Consider the following 17,839-nt stretch of genomic DNA (forward strand, 5'->3'; position numbering starts at 1 on the left):
CTTACCAGCGACGCTCGAATTTGCGGCGCAGGATGATGGCGATGATGTTCATGCCCAGAAGGAAGATCAGCAGAATGATGATACCTCCCCAGGCGCGTTCGTAAAATGCCGGGTCGGCGCGCTTGGCCCATTCGTAGATCTGCGCGGGCATGGCCGAGTTGGGCGAGACGAAGCCGTCGAGGAACCCGTCCGGCGAGTTGGTCGCGATATAGCCCACCATCCCGATCAGCAGGAGCGGCGCGGTCTCGCCCAGAGCCTGCGCCAGACCGATGATCGTGCCGGTCAGGATGCCGGGCATCGCCAGCGGCAGAACGTGGTGGAAGACCGATTGCATTTTTGAGGCACCCACACCGAGAGCGGCGTCGCGGATCGAGGGCGGCACGGCTTTCAGCGCGGCACGGGTCGAGATGATGATCGTCGGCAGGGTCATCAGCGTCAGCACGAGGCCACCGACCAGCGGGGCCGATTGCGGCAGATGCGCGAACTGGATGAAGACCGCGAGGCCGAGGATACCGAAGACGATCGACGGCACCGCTGCGAGGTTCGAGATGTTCACTTCGATCAGGTCGGTGATACGGTTCTTCGGTGCGAACTCTTCGAGATAAATCGAGGCAGCGACCCCGATCGGCAGGGCCAGCACCAGCACCACCAGCATCATGTAGAACGAGCCCAGCATCGAGATTCCGATCCCGGCCTGCTCGGCGCGGCTGTCGGAGGCGTCGGCGCCGAAGATGAAGGCCCAGTTGAAACCTTTGTGGATGATGCCCGCGTCGCGAAGCTGATCGACGAGGTCGAGCTGCGCCACGGTGATGTTCTTGTCCTTGGCGATCTCGTCGCGATGCACGCGGCCCTTGAGGTAGCTGTCCACCCGCGACGAGGCGAGGATCTTGAAATCCACCGTCGTGCCGATCAGCGACGGGTCGGCGAGGACCGCGTCGCGCACCTGGCTCGCAGCCGAGGCCGAGATCAGGTTCTTCATGTCCTTCGCCTTGGCGAGATCGGTCGTCGCGCCGGATTTCTCCACCGCGTCGAGCAGAGCTTTCTCGATCAGCGGCTTGTAGGTGAAGGTCGTCGCCTTCTTCAGATCCTCCGGATCGCGGTTGCCCTTCTTGTCAAGCTTCGCGGCGTCCAGATAGACCGGCACCTCGACAAAGGTCTGCTGAAACGCGGTCGCGCCGTTGGAGACGATCGTCACCAGCAGGATCACGAGGAACGCGAGACCGATCCCGATCGCGCCGATGCCGAGTGCCTTGAAGCGTTTCTCGGAGGCGTTGCGGCGTTTCGTGCGCGCATCGAGATGATGCAGCGAACGCGTCGCGGGTTGGCCTGCGCCGTGTTGGGTCGCATCACTCATTCGTATTGCTCCCGGTATTTGCGCACGATGTAGAGCGCGAAGATGTTGAGCCCGAGCGTCAGGACGAACAGCGTCATGCCGAGTGCGAAGGCGACCAGCGCCTCGGGGGAGGCGAAATCGGCGTCACCGGTCAGCTGCGAGACGATCTTGGCGGTGACGGTGGTCATGGCGTCGAACGGGTTCATGCTGAGCCGCGCGGCGGCGCCTGCGCCCAGCACCACGATCATCGTCTCGCCAATGGCGCGCGAGGTCGCGAGAAGCACCGCGCCGACGATGCCGGGCAGGGCTGCGGGCAGGATAACCTGCTTGATCGTTTCGGATTTCGTCGCGCCGAGGCCATAGGAGCCGTCGCGCAAACTTTGCGGCACCGCGTTGATGATGTCATCGGACAGCGAGGAGACGAAGGGGATCAGCATGATGCCCATCACCAGACCCGCGGTCATCACCGCCGTGCCCGCATGCATCCAGCCACCATCGGCCATCGCCGCGGTCGGACCATTCGCGCCGAAGATCGACAGCAGGAACGGGCCCACGGTCAGCAGCGCGAAAAGGCCGTAAACGATGGTCGGGATACCGGCGAGCACTTCGAGCAGCGGTTTCACGACGCCGCGCACCGATTTGGTCGCGTATTCCGACAGGTAGACGGCGGCGAACAGCCCGATCGGCACTGCGACCAGAAGCGCCACGAGCGAGATGTAGAGCGTGCCCCAGAGAAGCGGCAGGATACCCAGCTCCGACCCGCCCCCGAAGCTCGGCGACCAGGTCGTGCCGAAGAAGAAGTCGGAGATCGGATAGAGACGGAAGAACTCGATCGTGTTGAAGACCAGCGACAGAACGATACCGATCGTCGTCAGGATCGCGATGGAGGCCGCGGCGATCAGCAGAACGCGCACGCCTTTCTCCACCGTGTTGCGGGCGCGGAAATCCTTGTTCGTGCGCAGGTAGGCGAAGGCAAAGCCCGCGATGGCTGCCAGCAGGACCAGTACCGTCATCGCCAGATCGCCCGTCGAGGTCATGCCGCGATAGGTCTGCGCCGCGTTCAGCGTCGCCGGATCGACACTGGAGCCGAGCGCGACACCGACCGAGCCGAGAACCTCGCGCAGGTCCGTGGTTTGCAGATCGATATTCGCGGCTTGCCGTGCGCTCAGCGCGCCTTGGGCAATTGCGGTGTCGAGACCATCCGCGACGCGCCGGACATCGGACATCACGAGGCTCATGTTCGAGCCATCCAGCAGCGCCTCGGGGATCTCGGCGGAGACGCGGGCATTCACGATCAGCGGCTGCGCCACCATCCAGACCAGCAGCAGCAGAAGCGCCGGCACGGCGGTGAACATCGCGACGTTGAAGCCGTAGTAATTCGGCAGGCTGTGCAGAGACCGTCGGTCTTCGCCTGCCGAATGCAGCGCACGCATACGGCCCATCACGAAGCCGACGACTGCCAGCACGACCACGATCACAACGATCCACAAAACAGGCATTTCAGCCCCACCAGTTGAAAATAACCAAAAAGGAAAAAGGGGGCAGCGAAATATGCCGCCCCCTGAAGATAGCGGTCTCGATTACGAGCCCGAACCCATGGTCACTTCGTTCGACACGGCGTCCTGGGTCTTGGCCAGTTCCGGGTCAGCAACGAGGCCGTACTGAGCGAGCGGGCCGTCGGGGCCAGCGATCTCGTCGGAGACGAAGAACTCAGCGTATTCTTTCAGGCCGGGGATCACGCCGATATGCGCTTTCTTGACGTAGAAGTAGAGCGGACGCGACACCGGGTACTCGCCCGAAGCGATGGTCTCGGTCGAGGGCTCGACGCCCGACATGGTCGCGACTTTCAGCTTGTCGGTGTTGTTCTCGTAGAACGCCAGACCAAAGACGCCGATGCCGTTCGGGTTGGAGCCGATGCGGGCGAGGGTCTCGGTGTAGTCGCCGTCGATGTCGACCGCTTTACCGTCGGTGCGGACTTCCATGCAGGCCTTGCCGGCTGCTTTTTCGTCCATGCCCGAAGCGATGAAGGCTTCTTTCGCGCCGGTCGCTTCACAGCCAGCTTCCAGAACCTTCTCTTCGAAGACTTCACGGGTGCCGTGCTTGGTGCCCGGGATGAAGGCGATGATGTCGGCATCCGGCAGGTCGGAGTTGAACTCGTTCCACTTGGCGTAGCCGTTGTCGACGATTTCGCCGTCCTTCAGGACTTTCGCGCCGAGCGCGTTGAAGATGTCCGAGGGGGTGAAAGCGTTGAAGGCCGGGCCGTCTTTTTGCGAAGCAAAGACGATGCCGTCATAGCCGATGCGGACTTCCATGATGTCGGTGACGCCGTTGTCGGCGCAGGTCGCGACTTCTTTGTCCTTGATCTTGCGCGAAGCGTTCGCGACGTCGATCGTGTTTTCGCCAACGCCTTCGCAGAAGCGCTTCAGGCCAGCCGAGGAGCCGCCCGATTCCACGACCGGGGTCGGGTAATCGAAGTTTTCACCGAAAGCTTCGGCGACGATGGAGGCGTAGGGCAGCACGGTCGAGGAACCGGCGACCTGGATGTTGTCACGCGCGAAAGCGGCGGTGCCCGAAGCGGCAACGATCGCGATCGCGGAGGCGGCGAGGTTGAACGATTTCATAGATCACTCCCAGTGTTCTCAAATTTGGGCCGTCGAGTGGCCTCAGCGCGGTCCTAGGGGTCTTCGGTGACGCTTATGCAAACATTATGTAACAGCTATGTGACAATCTACGAGTCCGTGAAGGTTCGTGATCAGGCCCGCGAAACCGCCTGTGCAATCAGGACGGGAACCTCACGATGGGCCCCGATTTCAGGCAAAAGGTGCCCCCGATAGCTAGCTGCTTGCAAGGCCTCAGGAATATCGCCTGTCACATGTCCCGCCCGCAGCGCGAAGAAGGGCAGACACACGCCATCCGGGTGCGCGCGGGCCACGTCTTCGAGGAACGGGGGCTCTTCGATCAGGGCCACATGAATCTCCGGCATCGCGGGATTGCGGCCCAAGGTTTCGGCCATGTCATAAACCGAATTACGCGATTTTCGCGATATTTTCGACCCGTGCGCCACGAGAATCAGGGGCGAGTCGGCGGGAATATCCTCCGAGGCGCGCGCCTCGAAGATCACTCTGGTCAGCAGATCGGGCAGCGCAGGATCGACGCCAAACGGTTCCAACTGGCGCGCGTGCGAGCCCGCCGCCGCCAGCCGCCGTGGAAGTTCGGTCTTGGTGAACCAGCCTTGCGCCATGAAATACGGGTAGATCACCGGATTATCGTGCCGCGCCAAGGCAGCCTCCAACGATCCCGGCTTTGCAAGGGTCGCGGCGTCTATCTTGCGCCCGGGCAACTCTTCCGAGACCTTATTGGCCAAGGAAATCAGAGCCTTCTCCTGAGTTTCAGGCTCGGACGGAGATCCATGGGCTACGAGAATGACTGGCTGCATGCCTCTAGATTAGCGCGGCGGCGCGCTATGGCAATCACGCGTTTTCGGCGTGAGTTTTCCGTTAACGTCCTGAATTTAAGGAATATTGTCTGTAGATGCCATTTGCGCGACCGCATCTTTGTATATACGGATAAGGCAGAGGCCAGGATGGCCAGACCCGAGATTTAGTTTCACGTGTGGTGCGTAGGGGTGCACGTGGGTGAAGGAGGGTTCTGGCTGGGGTGCCGGAACCCTCCTGTTTTATCCGGTTCAAGTCGGATCGGTCTCGCCCATTTCGCAGACGATCTTCCATTCCTCTTCGGTGACCGGCTGAACCGACAGCCGCATCGAGGTCACAAGCGACATCTCCGACAGGCGCGGCTCACCTTTCACATCGGCCAGCGTGACCGGCTTGGTAAACGGCCGCACCGCCTTGAGGTCCACGCAATCCCAGCGCGGATCGTCGGTCGTGGAATCCGGATGGCTCTCGGCCACGACCTCGCAGATGCCGACGACCTCCTTGCCGATATTCGAATGGTAGAACAGGCCGCGATCGCCGATCTTCATCTCGCGCATGTTGTTACGCGCGAGATAGTTGCGGATGCCGTCCCATTCCTCGCCCGCATCGCCCTTGGCGACCAGATCGTCCCAGGAAAACTTGTTGGGTTCCGATTTGAACAGCCAGTACCGCATCAGCCGATCACCTTTTTCCACGCCTTGACCTGCACATCCTCGAACAGCCCCGCCTTCGCGTAGGGATCGTTCGCGGCCCAGTCCTGTGCGGCCTCGAGGCTCTCGGCCTCCACGATCACGAGCGAGCCGACCATCTGGTCATTCTCGATAAACGGGCCTGCCATGAAGACCACGCCGGTTTCTTCGATATAGGCGAGGTGCTTTTCGCGGTTGTCCATCCGGGTTTGCAGAGCGCCGGGCTTGTCGCGGCAGATCACGGCAAAATACATCTCATTCCTCCTTCAAGGGGCGGGCGAGCAGAGCCTGCATCGCCTCATCCACGCTGATTGACTGTTCGGTAAGCGCCATAACCATCGCGGCCACCGGAATTTCCAGCCCGCGCGCATGGGCCAGCTTGTTCAGGGCCTGCGCGGTCGCGGCCCCCTCGACGGTGATCGAGGGGTCGAAGACTTCGCCCGAGCCGATCGCGCAGCCGAGCCGGAAATTGCGCGATTGCGTCGAGGTGCAGGTCAGCACCAGATCGCCGAAGCCGGACAGGCCCGACAGCGTCTCGGGCCGGGCGCCCAATTCCGTCGCGATCCGCAGCATCTCTGCGAAACCGCGGGTCATCAGCGCGGCGCGCGCGGAATCGCCAAGCCCCGCGCCGATTACGGTACCCGCTGCGATCGCGTAGACGTTCTTTAGCGCGCCGCCGAGTTCCGCCCCCGTCGTGTCGGTCGTGCGATACAGCCGCAGCGTCGGTGTCGACAGCTCGGCCTGCAGCTCCTCGGAATGATCTGCGCAGGCAAGCGTCAGGGCAGTCGGCAGGCCGCGCGCAATATCTCCGGCAAAGCTTGGCCCGGTCAGTACCGCAGCCCGCGCCCCCGGGACTTTCGCGCGGATCAGGGCCGTCGGCCCCTGGCCGGTGGACAGGTCAATCCCCTTGGAGCAGGAGACGAGGGTCTTGCCCGTAAGCGTGTTGGAATGCGTATCGAGAAACCCGGCCATCTTCTGCATCGGCATCGCGAGAAGCAGCGTCTCAGCCTGCAGCGCATCCGCGATTTCCGCCGAAACAGTGACGTTTTCGGGCAGTTTGACACCCGGAAGGCGGCGCGCGTTCTCACCGTTCTCACGCATGGCCTGCACATGCTCGGCATCGCGCGCCCAAAGGGTCACCGGCCCGTTTTGCGACAGCGTCACCGCCATCGCCGTGCCGAAAGCGCCCGCGCCCAGGACCGAAATACTCATGCCTTGGCCCCCTTCTTTCCCGATCCGAGAAGCGGCGCGGCGCTGCGATCCAGTGGCCAGCGGGGGCGGGCGGTCAGGTCCATCCCGTCTTGCGCGCCACTGCGGAATCTCTCGATCCCGGCCCATGCGATCATCGCCGCGTTATCGGTGCAAAGCTTCAAGGGCGGGGCCACGAAATCCGCGCCCATTTCACGTGAAACAGTCTCTAATCCAGCCCGAATGGCCTGATTTGCCGCGACACCGCCTGCGACCGCGAAGCCGGGGTTGGCGGGTGCGAGTTTCAGGTATTCCGCCAAGGCGCGCCGTGATTTCTCGATCAGGACATCCGCGATCGCCTGCTGAAAACCGGCGCAAAGATCGGCGCGGATCTGGCGCGGCAGCCCGCCATGCCCTGCCACCACCTGATCGCGGGCGCGCAGCAGAGCGGTCTTCAACCCGGAGAAGGACATATCGCAACCCGGCCGATCCAGAAGGGGCCGCGGGAAGGCAAAAGCCTTGGGATCGCCCTTGCGTGCCTCGGCCTCGACGGAGGGTCCGCCGGGCTGGGGCAGAGCCATCAGCTTCGCCGCCTTGTCGAAGGCCTCGCCCGGCGCGTCGTCGATCGTGCCGCCGAGCCGCGAGAAATCTTCCGGCCCTTTCGCGATCAGAAACTGGCAGTGACCGCCGGAAACGAGCAGCATCAGATAGGGAAAAGCGAGCCCATCGGTCAGGCGCGGGGTCAGCGCATGGCCCGCCAAGTGGTTCACACCGACGAGCGGCAGACCCGCCCCGGCGGCGAGACCCTTGGCGCACATCACGCCCGACATCACCCCGCCGATCAGCCCCGGTCCCGCCGTCACCGCGATCCCGTCGAGCGCCTCGAGCCCAAGCCCGGCCTCTTCCAGCGCCTCTTCGACGCAGAGATCGAGCTTCTCGGCATGGGCGCGCGCGGCGATTTCGGGGACCACGCCGCCAAAGGCCGCATGCAGATCGGTCTGCCCGGCGACGACGCTCGAGAGGATCTCCGGCTGGCCATCCGTCAGGCGCACGATCGCCGCTGCCGTATCGTCGCAGCTCGATTCCAGCCCGAGAAAGGTCAGCGTATCGGTCATCGGGGCGCCTGTTGCGTGGGTTATCCAACGCAGGTAACACCGGGGAAGCGTTCGCACAATCCCGGGGCGGTGGATGGACAGCCAGCCTGAGAGACCGATTCTCCTCGTCACGCGACCCGCCGTCGCGTCAGAGGGATTCGTCGAGGCATTCCGCAACAGGTTTGGGCAGGATTGGCCCGTCGTTATGTCTCCACTCACGGAGATTGAGGCGCTGGACGTACAGATCCCCGAGTTTCAGACTGCGATCTTCACCTCGCAAAATGCCGTGGCTGCTTTCCAGCGACTGGCTCAGGGACAGGGCCGCCGCGCCTATTGCGTGGGACAGCGTACGGCGCAGGCAGCGCGGGAGGCCGGGTTCGATGCGATCTCTGGACCGGGCGATGCGGAGGCGTTGAGCGAAATGATCGCGCAGCGGGAGCTCGGCGGAAAACTGCTCTTTCTTCGGGGAGCGCAGGTCGCATTCGATCTCGAAAACCGGCTGAATTCCGCCGGAATAGAGACTGAATCCGCGATCATTTACCGCCAGGTCTCACGCCCAATGAGCGAGGAAGCGCAGGCGATACTGCGCGCATCGCGCCCTGTTTTAGTGCCGATTTTCTCGCCAAACGCGGCGGATCGCTTCCTAAATTCTATGCCCGATGCGCCTAAGCCGCCGCTCTTTGTCGCAGCCATGAGCGAGGCAGTGGCGTCTCGCCTCAAAAGCGCTAGCTTGTGCCATCTGGAAGTTGCCCCGCATCCCGATGCGCAAGGGATGCTCGATGCGCTTGCCGTCTTGCTGCAAAGGCAAAAGGCGGGTTGAGCAGTCGCGGACTGACTTCTAAGTTGATGTGAGCGCGCAATTTGGTGCGGCAGTGGAGGGCTTAGACGATGGCGAAACGGACAACCGGGAAATCTTCCGATACGAGCAAGCCGGAAGACGCGAAACCGACGACCGAGTCCGAGACCAAATCCGACGCAACCTCTTCGCAAACCCCGAAGGATAGCAAGGCCCCGACGACGCCCGAAGCGACGGACAAGTCGAGCGCGGCTAGGTCCAGCAAGCCCGCTGCGGCATCGAAATCGAGCACGCCTGCGAAATCGTCCTCCACTTCCGCGCCAGCGACCAAAGCGGATACCTCCAAGAGCCCGAGCGGAACCGCCAAGCCGACCTCCACACCGGCAACCAAGGCGGAGACCCCTGCAAAATCCGATCCGGCACCGAAGTCTGGTTCTGCGACTGCGAAGGCCGAGACGACCTCGACCCCGGCCACGACCAGTGCAAAACCGGAGACCGAGCCGAAGAAGTCGACCGCAAGCGGCGCATCGGAAGATAAAGCGCAGGCCGTGAAGCCTGCGAGCGCCGCGACGACCAGCAGCGCCACGACCACCGACAAGACCCCGCCGAAAAGCGATACGGTAAAGGCGAGCACCTCGCCCCAGCCGGTGATCGAAAAGCGCGGCGGGTTCGGGTCCGCTTTCCTGGGCGGTGTGATTGCGGCTGTGATCGGCGCAGGCGTCGCGATCTGGGCGATCCCCAATCTGCCGCCGCAACTTTCCGGATGGCTGCCGACCGCGCCGGCCCCGGTGGACGAGGCGGCCATTCAAGCCAAGCTCGATGACCAATCGAAGCAAATCGGCCAACTTTCCGAAGAGATTGCGACCCTGAAATCGTCGCAGCCGCCCGCGCCGGATCTGTCGGGCGTTCAAGGCGCACTCGATCAGGTCAACGCGGATATCCGGGCGAACAAATCCGCGCTGGAGGATCTGAAATCTCAGATCGCGTCGCTGCAGACCGACACTGGCGGCAGTGCGGCGCAAGCCGAGATCGAAGCAGCCGCGAAAGCCGCCGAAGCCCGGATCAAAGAAGCCGAAGCGCAGGCGCAGAACCTGAAATCGCAAAGCGAGGCGGCCGCCAAGGCGGCGATGACGCAGGCTGCGGCGGCGCGCGTGAAAGCGGCGCTGGATGCGGGCACCTCGCTCGATGCGCCGCTGGCCGATCTGCGTGACGCAGGTGTCGAAATCCCGGCGGCGCTCAATGGCGACATTCCGAGCCTGCAGTCGCTGCAATCGAGCTTCCCAGACGCCGCGCGGGCCGCGCTTCAGTCGGCGCGCCGCACCGAGACGGGTGGCTCGATCAGCGATCGCGTCGGCGCCTTCCTTCTAGCTCAGACCGGGGCGCGCTCGGTCGCGCCGAAAGAGGGCGATAGCGCAGATGCGGTCCTGTCGCGTGCGCAGGCCGATGTCGACCGGGGGGCTTTGTCCGAGGCGCTCGACGAGATCGCGAAACTGTCCGACCCCGCGCAGGAGGCGATGTCCGACTGGGTGAACCAGGCGAAAGCACGGGTGGCTGCGCTCGACGCGGCCAACCAGCTTGGCGCGACGCAATAAGGAGACAGACATGATCTGGTCATTCATCAAAATCGCGCTGTTTCTGATTGTCGTCGCCGCGGCGACCCTAGGCCTCGCGCATCTCGCCGAGATGACGGGCGGTCTGCGGATCACGACGCTTGGCATGGAATTCACCTTGGGCCCGCTGCAGGCGGTGATCGCGGCGATCATCCTTTTCATCGCGATCTGGATTGTGATCCGAGTCGTCGGTCTAGTTGTCGCCTTCCTGCGCTTCCTTGCGGGCGACGAAACCGCGATCACCCGCTATTTCGACCGGCATCGCGAACGCAAAGGCTATCAGGCTCTCTCCGAAGGGCTGCTCGCGGCCGCATCCGGCGAGGGCAAGCTTGCCATGTCGAAAGCGGCGAAGGCCGAGCGCTATCTGCAACGTCCGGAGCTGACCAACCTTCTCACCGCGCAGGCGGCGGAAGCCTCGGGCGACTCGAAGAAAGCGACCGAAGTTTACAAACGGCTCCTCGCCGATGACCGCACGCGGTTCGTGGGGATTCGCGGGCTGCTGCGCCAGAAGCTTGAAGAGGGCGATACCGAAACGGCGCTGAAGCTCGCGCAGAAGGCCTATGCGATCAAGCCGCGCCACCGTGAAGTTCAGGATACGCTTCTGGGTCTGCAGACCGAAACGGGCGACTGGAAAGGCGCGCGGGAGATTTTGCAGGCGAAGATGCGTCAGGGCGAATTGCCGCGTGACGTGCATAAGCGCCGCGATGCTGTCCTCGCGCTGCAAGAGGCAAAGGGCGTCTGGCAGGAAGGCGCGAGCGTCGAGGCACGTGAAGCTGCGATTTCGGCCGCCAAAGCGTCGCCCGATCTGGTGCCTGCTGTCGTCATGGCGGCCCGCGCCTATATCGACAAGGGCAAGAAAGGTGCGGCGGAGCGCATACTGCGCAAGGCTTGGGAAGTGCGGCCGCATCCGGATCTTGCGACCGCTTTCGCGGAGATTACCCCGGATGAGACGCCGGAAGCACGGCTGAAGCGATTCTCGAAGCTGCTTTCGAGCCGTCCCGATCATGAGGAAACCCGCCTTCTGAAAGCGGAACTGAACATCGCGGCCGAAGATTTCCCGGCGGCGCGCCGGGCGCTGGGCGACCTCGTCGAGACTCATCCGACAGCCCGGTCGCTGACGATCATGGCGGCGGTCGAGCGCGGTGAAGGGGCGGAGGATGTCGTCGTGCGCGGGTGGTTGGCCCGGGCCCTGACTGCACCGCGCGGTCCGCAATGGTGCTGCGACAAATGTCAGAACATTCAGTCCGAATGGACGCCGATCTGTGACAATTGCGGTGGCTTTGACACGCTCAGCTGGCGCGAGCCGCAACAGGCGCAGTCGCCGCTGCCGCATGGGGCAGAGATGCTGCCCTTGATCGTGGGCAAGCCGAGTGCCGAACCCTCGCCCAAGAAAGAAGATGAAGCCGAAGACGCCCCCATTCAGGACGCGGAAATCGTCGATCCGCCGAAGGAGGAAGGCGAGGCTGCAAGTGCATCGAAGGAGACGCAAAGCGGAACTGCGACAGCTTGATCATTTTGGGGCTACACATCCCCGAAAGAGCATGGTAATCGCCCGCCACAGTGCCGGTGTAGCTCAGCTGGTAGAGCACGTCATTCGTAATGATGGGGTCGTAGGTTCGAGTCCTATCACCGGCACCACTTCCTGAAAGTTCAGGCGCAGAGGCGGAACCGCAAGGTTCCGCTTCGCTTGTTTCAGGGCAGTCGTTCTCGAGGCTTCAGGTCAATTCACGACAAATTCTGCATGCAACGCGCCCGCGGCATTGATGCTCTTGAGGATGTCGATCATGTCGCGCGGGCTAACGCCGAGCGCGTTGAGCCCCGCGACCAATTCCGCTAGCGAGCTGCCCTGTGGGACTTCGGCCATGCGAATGCCTGGCTCTTCTGTGAGAGTCGCCTGCGATCTGGGGACGACAACCGTATCTCCTTGCGAAAACGGGTTGGGTTGCACCACGAGGGGGCTCTCCTCCACTTTGAGGGTCAGGTTCCCCTGGCTGACGGCAACGCGCGAAATCCGCACGTCTTCCCCCATGACGATCGTACCCGAACGCTGGTCGACCACGACCCGGGCGCGCTGTTCCGGTTCGACACTGAGATTCTCTACCCGGCCAATCGCATGCGCGACCGAGCGCGCGCGGGTCTCACGAATGTTCAAAGCAACTGTACCGCCGTCGAGCATTTCCGCGACGCGCCGACCGTATTCGCGGTTAATGGCGGTTTCAATTCGGCTTGCAGTGGTGAAGTCGGGCGTGCGCAGCGCGAGGCGCACCGTATTGAGGTCGTTAATCTCGAAGGCGATTTCGCGCTCGACGCGCGCGCCGGATGGAATGTTTCCTGAGGTTGGTACGCCTTGAGTCACCGAAGCGGCGTTACCTTGTGCCACAGCGCCGCCGGCAATGATCGCTCCTTGCGCGACCGCATAGATTTCGCCATCTGCCGCTTTCAAAGGGGTCATCACGAGGGTGCCGCCAAGAAGGCTCTTGGCGTCACCAATCGCGGAGACGGTGATGTCGATTTGGCTTCCGGCGCGCGCGAAGGGTGGCAGGCTCGCCGTGATCATCACGGCGGCGACGTTCTTCGGTCGAAATTGTTCCCCGGTAACGTTAACGCCGAGCCGTTCGAGCATGTTCGACATGATCTCTTCGGTAAAGGGAGCGTTACGTAACCCGTCGCCCGTGCCGTTCAATCCAACCACCAGACCATAGCCGACGAGATCGTTCCCGCGCACTCCGTCGAATTCGACCAGATCCTTAATGCGGATCGGGGCGCAAAGAGCGATCTGCGGAAGGAAAACGAGGGCAACTAGCAACCAGCGCCACATCACATGTAATCCGTCATCGAGAGGTTGGAGAGCCGACTTGTCAGAAGATAGAGCGTCTCGATCTGGGAGCGTACCGCTTCGAGCGCGGTTGCCGAGGCGTACGGGTCGGCGCCGATGAGTTTCGTCCGTGCAATTTCAAGGCTGGCGCGTTCAGTATCGTTTCGCGTGGCTGCCGAGGCGACTTTGCCTTCGAACGAACCGACTTCCGCGGCGAGTTCGACAGTTGCGAGAGATCCCGAGTGAATTCTCTCGCCCGCTTCCTTCGCAAGCGCACTTCGCTGGGCCAAGTCACCGTCGAACAAACCTCGGTCCAAAAGCGTGCCTATGGCGTAGCCCTTGATCGCATCTTTGACGCGTGGGTCATTTGCGGTGACATTGATCGCGGCGGTTTCGCCCTCTGAGATGTAGAATTTGCCCCTGGCTTCGCCACCTTGATAGGAGGTTGCGCTGAAACCGCTTGGGTCGGCGAACCACGTATCGAGGGTCGCGAGTACATCCGTCGCATTCGTCGCCCCTGAAATCTCCGCAGACAGGGACGTGATAATCGTTTCGGCATCGGGCAGCGGGGTCGTATCTCCTTGATCGCCCGCAAATATATAGCGTCCGACAGAACTTGTGTTGAGCGTTGAGATCAGCGTGTCGAACTTTTCGGCTGCCGACGCGACGGTCGCGTCGATCATAATCTTGCTGGAGGTGGTTGCGGCGGACATGAGGGCCGTACTGATGCCATCGTCGAGATTTCCGATCCGCTCGAGGCTGCGTTGCATCGCGTCTGCATATTGGCTCGCCTCGGTAGTGGCGAGGTCAAATGCGTCGAACAATCTCAGGCTCCGATCAATCGCGGAGAGCGCGCCGAAGTCGCCGGATACGGCGGCGCCGAGATCGGATTTGATACCAGACGTCACTTCTTGGGTAAGGGTCGCCAGTTTTGTATCCAGCGCTGCATTGTGGCGTCGCATCTGGAAATTCAGCGCCATGTCCCCAACAGAGAGATAGTTCATCTTAAATCTCCAGAAGCTGTTTGATCAGCGCATCGACGGTTTGGATGACGCGTGCATTGGCGCTGTAAAGTTCTTCAATTTGCAGAAGTTTCTGCATTTCATGATCAGTATTGACACCCTCGGCGAGGGCCTGCTCTTTCAATGTGTCGTAATGGGCCGTTGCATAGGTTTGAGTCGCCTCGTTGCTTTGGCGATCGCTCGTAACTTGGGACAAGAAGTTTGCGAAAAGCTCTGCGCTTGAATGGAGCGACGGGCCAAAATTTCCGGACGCGGGTGCGGACGCGGTTTTTAACGCTGAGGCGAGTGAGAAAAGATTTTCTGCGTTGCTCACGGGGCCAGGGGTAGATGCGCCGAACCCGTCACGCAGCAGCGAGAGCGAGCCTCCTTGTGCAGGGTCCGCGAGCGGGTTGATGACGATCCGACCGGCGAGGCCTGTTTCGTTGAGCGGGTCGAGCGGGCCCCCGCCATCTGTAAAGAGACCGGCTGCGCCGCCGCTGAGTGTTGGGTCGACCGCCGGGTCGCTGACCCTCTCGATCAGGTTGCGGGAGAGAGCGTCGATCTGAACCTGCAGGCCTGGAGCGAGCGTATCACGGATGGCGAAAAGGGCGCCAAGCGTGCCGCCGCCGAAGAACCCGTTATCGTCACTTGAGACGGCGTTTCCGTTGAGCGTTAGGCCTGAGAGAACCCCTCCGTCGTGGGTCATGTCCGGCGTAATGATTCCGCACGCCGTGAACCCGATTTCCATTGGGTTGCCTTCGAGAAGGACGGCACCGCCTGTGGTGAAGAGTGCAATTTGATCGTTTTCGCGCGGGACTTGGCGGGTTGGGACGATGCTGGAAATCCGGTCGACCAGCGTTTGACGTTGGTCCTTGAGCGCATTGGTATCATGGCCTGCGGCCTTTCCGGCCAGGATCGATGCGTTGAGTTCATCGACCTGCGCGAGTGCGCTGTTTAGGGCGTCGACCTGCGTCGCGATTTTCCGGTCTGCGTCCATCCGGCTGTCCTGCAATTCTGCGGAGAGCGTATTCAGGTGCCCGGTTACCTCGAGGGCGGCGCTCAGCACTGTGGACAGGCGGGTTTCGCTTTCTGCGCGGCTGCCAGCTTCGACGAGCGAGGCTTCGAGCTCTGCGAATTTTGAGGATAAGGAGCTCGCATCCTCCGGCGTGCCGATGCGAGCTTCGAAGGTTGAAAGAAAGTCGCCGCGCAGCGATGCGTTTTGGGCCGCAGCATCGGAGAGGCGGAGATCGCTGCGGAGGGTTTCGTTGACGATGCGGTCGACGCTGAGCACGCGAACTCCGGCACCTTGCTGGCCGACGACCTGCGCGCCGAGTGAAATCTCGCGGCGCGCGTAGCCGTCGGTGAGCGCGTTGGCGGTATTGGAGGCGACGACCTCGGCCATGCGAGAGGCCGCGGTGAGGCCCGACAAGGCATTGGATAGCGTTTGCGAGATTCCCATCGCGACCTCCCGTCGCCGATCCGATCAGGATCAGCGTTTGATATTGGTGGTTTCCTGCAGCATCTCGTCGACCGTCTGGATTACCTTGGCGTTGGACGAGTAGGCGCGCTGCGTCTGGATTAGGTTGGTCAGTTCCTCTGCGACGTCGACCGTCGAGCCTTCGCGAGCGTAGCCTTCGATCGACCCGGTCGGACCGTCACCGGCATTCCAGAGGAAGAAAGAGCCGGAGTTTGAGGAAACTTCGAAGATCTGATTGTCGAGCGCGATCAGGCCGTTCTGATTGGGAACATCCACGAGGGGGATTTGATAGACCGTGCGGATGAAGCCGGTGTCGTAGGTCGCTTTGATGTAGCCATCCTCATCGATTTCGACGGCCGTGAGGTTGCCGACGGGCGAGCCGTCCTTCGTGATCGATGTCGGCGAGAAACTGTCGGAGAGCTGCGTCAATCCGTTGGTGTCGCCGATCTTACCGATGGTGACGCTCAGCGGACCGCCGGCGACAGAGAGATCCAGCGTGCCGGTCGAGGCATCGTAGGCGCCACCCGCGATAACGTTGACCGAGGCGAGCGTGCCGCCGCTGCTACGGCTGTCGTCGAAGGTCAGGACATAGCGACCGATGACGCTTTCATCGGTCGCGGGGGTGCCCGGGTCATCGACCGTAGCGCTGTCGCGGATGACCATTGCCCATTCGTTCGATGCGCCGCTGGCCGGGACCGTGGGGTGGAACGTGATGTCCAGGGTTTCGGATGTTCCGAGATTTCCGAAATACTCGACGGAAAGTGGTTGCGTGTCACCGGCTGACCCGGCTTCTGTATCTGTCGCGGGTAGGTTGACCCCGAGATTAAGCGTCGTTGTGGGGTCGCCTGCCGTCTGGTTGGCGTTGATCACCACCGGCTCCATCCCGGACATCGTGTCGCGCGCGAAGGTCGGGATGGTTCCATCGGCACTGGCGGGCCAACCGAGCAGAACGAGCCCGGATTCCGTCATCAGTGTCCCGTCGACATCGGTGCGAAACGCGCCGGTCGTGGTCATCTTCAAAGGTTCGTCGCCCGTCGAGTTATCGAGCGCCACGGCCGTCATGACGGGCAGCATACCGCGTCCGGAAACCGCAATGTCGAGCGCGTTCGAGGTGGAGACCAGCGAGCCTCTCTCTTCGATGAGGCGACTCGTGGAGGCACGGACACCGCCAGCCGAATAGGAGCCAGTCTTCGCGGCCTGATTGATCACCATGCTTTCGAATTCGGTGACGGCGCGCTTGTAGCCGTATGTACTCGAATTCGCGATATTGTCCGAGATCGTGGCAAGACGTGTGGCATTCGCGGCCAAGCCGGCCACGCCCGCATTGAGCGAGGAAGAAATGGACATGGATGCGCCTTTCTGCTGCTGCGTCCGAAGTTCTTCCTACCTTTGCGCCCGGGTGTTTAAGATCGCCCTAACAGGTCCAGCTTTTTCGAACCGTGGTTACCGCTTCGCTAAGACGCGCCTCACCGGCCATTGCGCAGCACGATCACTTCGATACGGTTGTTGCGCAGGTCCATCGCACGCTCGACCTTGGGCTTGCGATCGGCGAAGCCGCTGACGCGCTGCATCCGCTCGGCCGGAAAACCGGCGCCGTCCAGCAATGTCCGCATCGCCTGAGCGCGTGTGGCGGAAAGCTCCCAGACCGGGTCATGGGCCAGCATTTTCGGGTAGGATCTCGTGTAGCCGTTGATCGCGACATTGTTCGAGACGAGCGAGAAGACCCGCGTCAGGATTTTCGCCAGATCGGGGAGAACCGGTTGCGGCTTGGCTGTGTCGTCGACGAAAAGCGGCGCGTCGGGCAGGTCGGAAATCTCGATGATCAGACCCTCGTCGGTCACGCGTGTCACGATATGACGCGCGAGCTGCTCGCTCACCATCGACTCGCCGCCGACGCCCATCAACGCTTGCTCGATCGCGCGGGCCATCTCGTTCAAACGGGCGGTATCGTTGTCCTGCTTGTCCTCGGCGGAGTTTTCGCCGCGGGCCTGACGCTCTTCGGTCGGGCGTTGCGAGACGGCACCGGTGCCGCTCTGTGCAATCTGGTCCTCTGAGAAGACGGAATCCCCGCCGAAAGCGCCTTCGCCGCCACCGGAGATGCGGTTGATCGGGATCGTCGGATTGAAGTAATCCGCGATGCCCTTGCGTTGTTTCTCGGTTGTCGCGTTCAGCAACCACATCAGCATGAAGAAGGCCATCATCGCAGTGACGAAATCGGCATAGGCCACTTTCCACGCCCCACCGTGGTGCCCGTCGCCTGCGACAACCTTCTTACGCTTGATGATGATTGGCGCCGCGTTGTCGCGGTTGCTCATTCCACCACCTCTTTTCACCCGCGTCCGGTATAGTAGGTGCGTGTTAACAGGCGATTGACGGATAAAATGCGAGCCATTGGCCTCTTC

Annotated in this window: 17 protein-coding genes and 1 tRNA gene; 4 read left to right on the top strand and 14 right to left on the bottom strand. The window is 62.3% G+C overall.

Annotated elements, in window-relative coordinates; translation table 11 throughout:
- Window position 1 precedes the first annotated feature (1 nt).
- The 8 genes from pstA to tsaD form a co-directional block, all read right to left on the bottom strand.
- A complete protein-coding gene (gene pstA, locus BMI88_RS18800) occupies window positions 2-1,354 on the bottom strand; it encodes a phosphate ABC transporter permease PstA (RefSeq protein ID WP_078551033.1) in 1,353 nt (450 codons plus the stop codon).
- Window positions 1,351-2,832 carry a phosphate ABC transporter permease subunit PstC gene (gene pstC, locus BMI88_RS18805; protein WP_078551034.1) on the bottom strand — a complete coding sequence of 494 codons (1,482 nt, stop codon included), beginning with the start codon at window positions 2,830-2,832 and terminating at the stop codon, window positions 1,351-1,353. Before pstC ends, pstA begins: the two co-directional genes overlap by 4 nt.
- Window positions 2,833-2,913: 81 nt before the next feature.
- Complete coding sequence (locus tag BMI88_RS18810) at window positions 2,914-3,954, bottom strand: substrate-binding domain-containing protein (protein WP_078551035.1); 1,041 nt, start codon at window positions 3,952-3,954, stop codon at window positions 2,914-2,916.
- Between the two features lie 131 nt (window positions 3,955-4,085).
- Complete coding sequence (locus BMI88_RS18815; protein ID WP_078551036.1) at window positions 4,086-4,769, bottom strand: CbiX/SirB N-terminal domain-containing protein; 684 nt, start codon at window positions 4,767-4,769, stop codon at window positions 4,086-4,088.
- A 249-nt stretch (window positions 4,770-5,018) separates the two neighbouring features.
- Window positions 5,019-5,441 carry an EVE domain-containing protein gene (locus BMI88_RS18820; protein WP_078522684.1) on the bottom strand — a complete coding sequence of 141 codons (423 nt, stop codon included), beginning with the start codon at window positions 5,439-5,441 and terminating at the stop codon, window positions 5,019-5,021.
- A complete protein-coding gene (locus tag BMI88_RS18825; RefSeq protein WP_078551037.1) occupies window positions 5,441-5,710 on the bottom strand; it encodes a YciI family protein in 270 nt (89 codons plus the stop codon). Before BMI88_RS18825 ends, BMI88_RS18820 begins: the two co-directional genes overlap by 1 nt.
- A gap of 1 nt (window position 5,711) precedes the next feature.
- The gene (locus BMI88_RS18830) at window positions 5,712-6,668 is read right to left on the bottom strand and encodes an NAD(P)H-dependent glycerol-3-phosphate dehydrogenase (protein WP_078551038.1); all 957 of its coding nucleotides are present in this window, start codon (window positions 6,666-6,668) and stop codon (window positions 5,712-5,714) included.
- Window positions 6,665-7,759: a tRNA (adenosine(37)-N6)-threonylcarbamoyltransferase complex transferase subunit TsaD gene (gene tsaD / locus BMI88_RS18835; RefSeq protein ID WP_078551039.1), complete on the bottom strand. Its 1,095-nt coding sequence runs from the start codon at window positions 7,757-7,759 to the stop codon at window positions 6,665-6,667. Before tsaD ends, BMI88_RS18830 begins: the two co-directional genes overlap by 4 nt.
- A gap of 73 nt (window positions 7,760-7,832) precedes the next feature.
- Between tsaD and BMI88_RS18840 the strand changes: the two genes are divergently transcribed.
- Window positions 7,833-8,558, top strand: a complete 726-nt coding sequence (locus BMI88_RS18840) for a uroporphyrinogen-III synthase (protein ID WP_078551040.1) — start codon at window positions 7,833-7,835, stop codon at window positions 8,556-8,558.
- A 61-nt stretch (window positions 8,559-8,619) separates the two neighbouring features.
- Here the strand turns inward: BMI88_RS18840 and BMI88_RS18845 are convergent, their stop codons facing one another.
- Window positions 8,620-9,132 (bottom strand): hypothetical protein, encoded by a 513-nt coding sequence (locus BMI88_RS18845; RefSeq protein WP_146673629.1) that lies wholly within the window; start codon window positions 9,130-9,132, stop codon window positions 8,620-8,622.
- On the opposite strand from BMI88_RS18845, the gene BMI88_RS18850 reads away from it, so the two are divergent.
- The 3 genes from BMI88_RS18850 to BMI88_RS18860 all read left to right on the top strand — a co-directional run bounded on the left by BMI88_RS18850 (window position 9,083) and on the right by BMI88_RS18860 (window position 11,782).
- Window positions 9,083-10,126: a hypothetical protein gene (locus BMI88_RS18850; RefSeq protein WP_078551042.1), complete on the top strand. Its 1,044-nt coding sequence runs from the start codon at window positions 9,083-9,085 to the stop codon at window positions 10,124-10,126. The two genes, BMI88_RS18845 and BMI88_RS18850, sit on opposite strands and share 50 nt — an antisense overlap.
- 10 nt (window positions 10,127-10,136) lie before the next feature.
- Window positions 10,137-11,654: a heme biosynthesis HemY N-terminal domain-containing protein gene (locus tag BMI88_RS18855; RefSeq protein WP_078541476.1), complete on the top strand. Its 1,518-nt coding sequence runs from the start codon at window positions 10,137-10,139 to the stop codon at window positions 11,652-11,654.
- A gap of 52 nt (window positions 11,655-11,706) precedes the next feature.
- Window positions 11,707-11,782, top strand: a tRNA-Thr gene (locus tag BMI88_RS18860).
- An 82-nt stretch (window positions 11,783-11,864) separates the two neighbouring features.
- Here BMI88_RS18860 and BMI88_RS18865 read toward each other — a convergent pair.
- From BMI88_RS18865 to BMI88_RS18885, 5 genes are all read right to left on the bottom strand, one after another.
- Window positions 11,865-12,962, bottom strand: a complete 1,098-nt coding sequence (locus tag BMI88_RS18865) for a flagellar basal body P-ring protein FlgI (protein ID WP_078551043.1) — start codon at window positions 12,960-12,962, stop codon at window positions 11,865-11,867.
- Window positions 12,962-13,963, bottom strand: a complete 1,002-nt coding sequence (locus BMI88_RS18870; protein WP_078551044.1) for a flagellin — start codon at window positions 13,961-13,963, stop codon at window positions 12,962-12,964. Before BMI88_RS18870 ends, BMI88_RS18865 begins: the two co-directional genes overlap by 1 nt.
- 1 nt (window position 13,964) lies before the next feature.
- Complete coding sequence (flgK, locus tag BMI88_RS18875) at window positions 13,965-15,419, bottom strand: flagellar hook-associated protein FlgK (RefSeq protein ID WP_078551045.1); 1,455 nt, start codon at window positions 15,417-15,419, stop codon at window positions 13,965-13,967.
- A 30-nt stretch (window positions 15,420-15,449) separates the two neighbouring features.
- Window positions 15,450-16,784 (bottom strand): flagellar hook-basal body complex protein, encoded by a 1,335-nt coding sequence (locus BMI88_RS18880; protein WP_078551046.1) that lies wholly within the window; start codon window positions 16,782-16,784, stop codon window positions 15,450-15,452.
- Window positions 16,785-16,903: 119 nt separating this feature from the next.
- Entirely contained in the window at window positions 16,904-17,752 is an 849-nt protein-coding gene (locus BMI88_RS18885) for a flagellar motor protein MotB (protein ID WP_078551047.1), read from the bottom strand.
- Window positions 17,753-17,839: the final 87 nt, after the last annotated feature.

The organism is Thioclava sp. F36-6, assembly GCF_002020305.1.
GTDB classification, from domain to species: domain Bacteria; phylum Pseudomonadota; class Alphaproteobacteria; order Rhodobacterales; family Rhodobacteraceae; genus Thioclava; species Thioclava sediminum.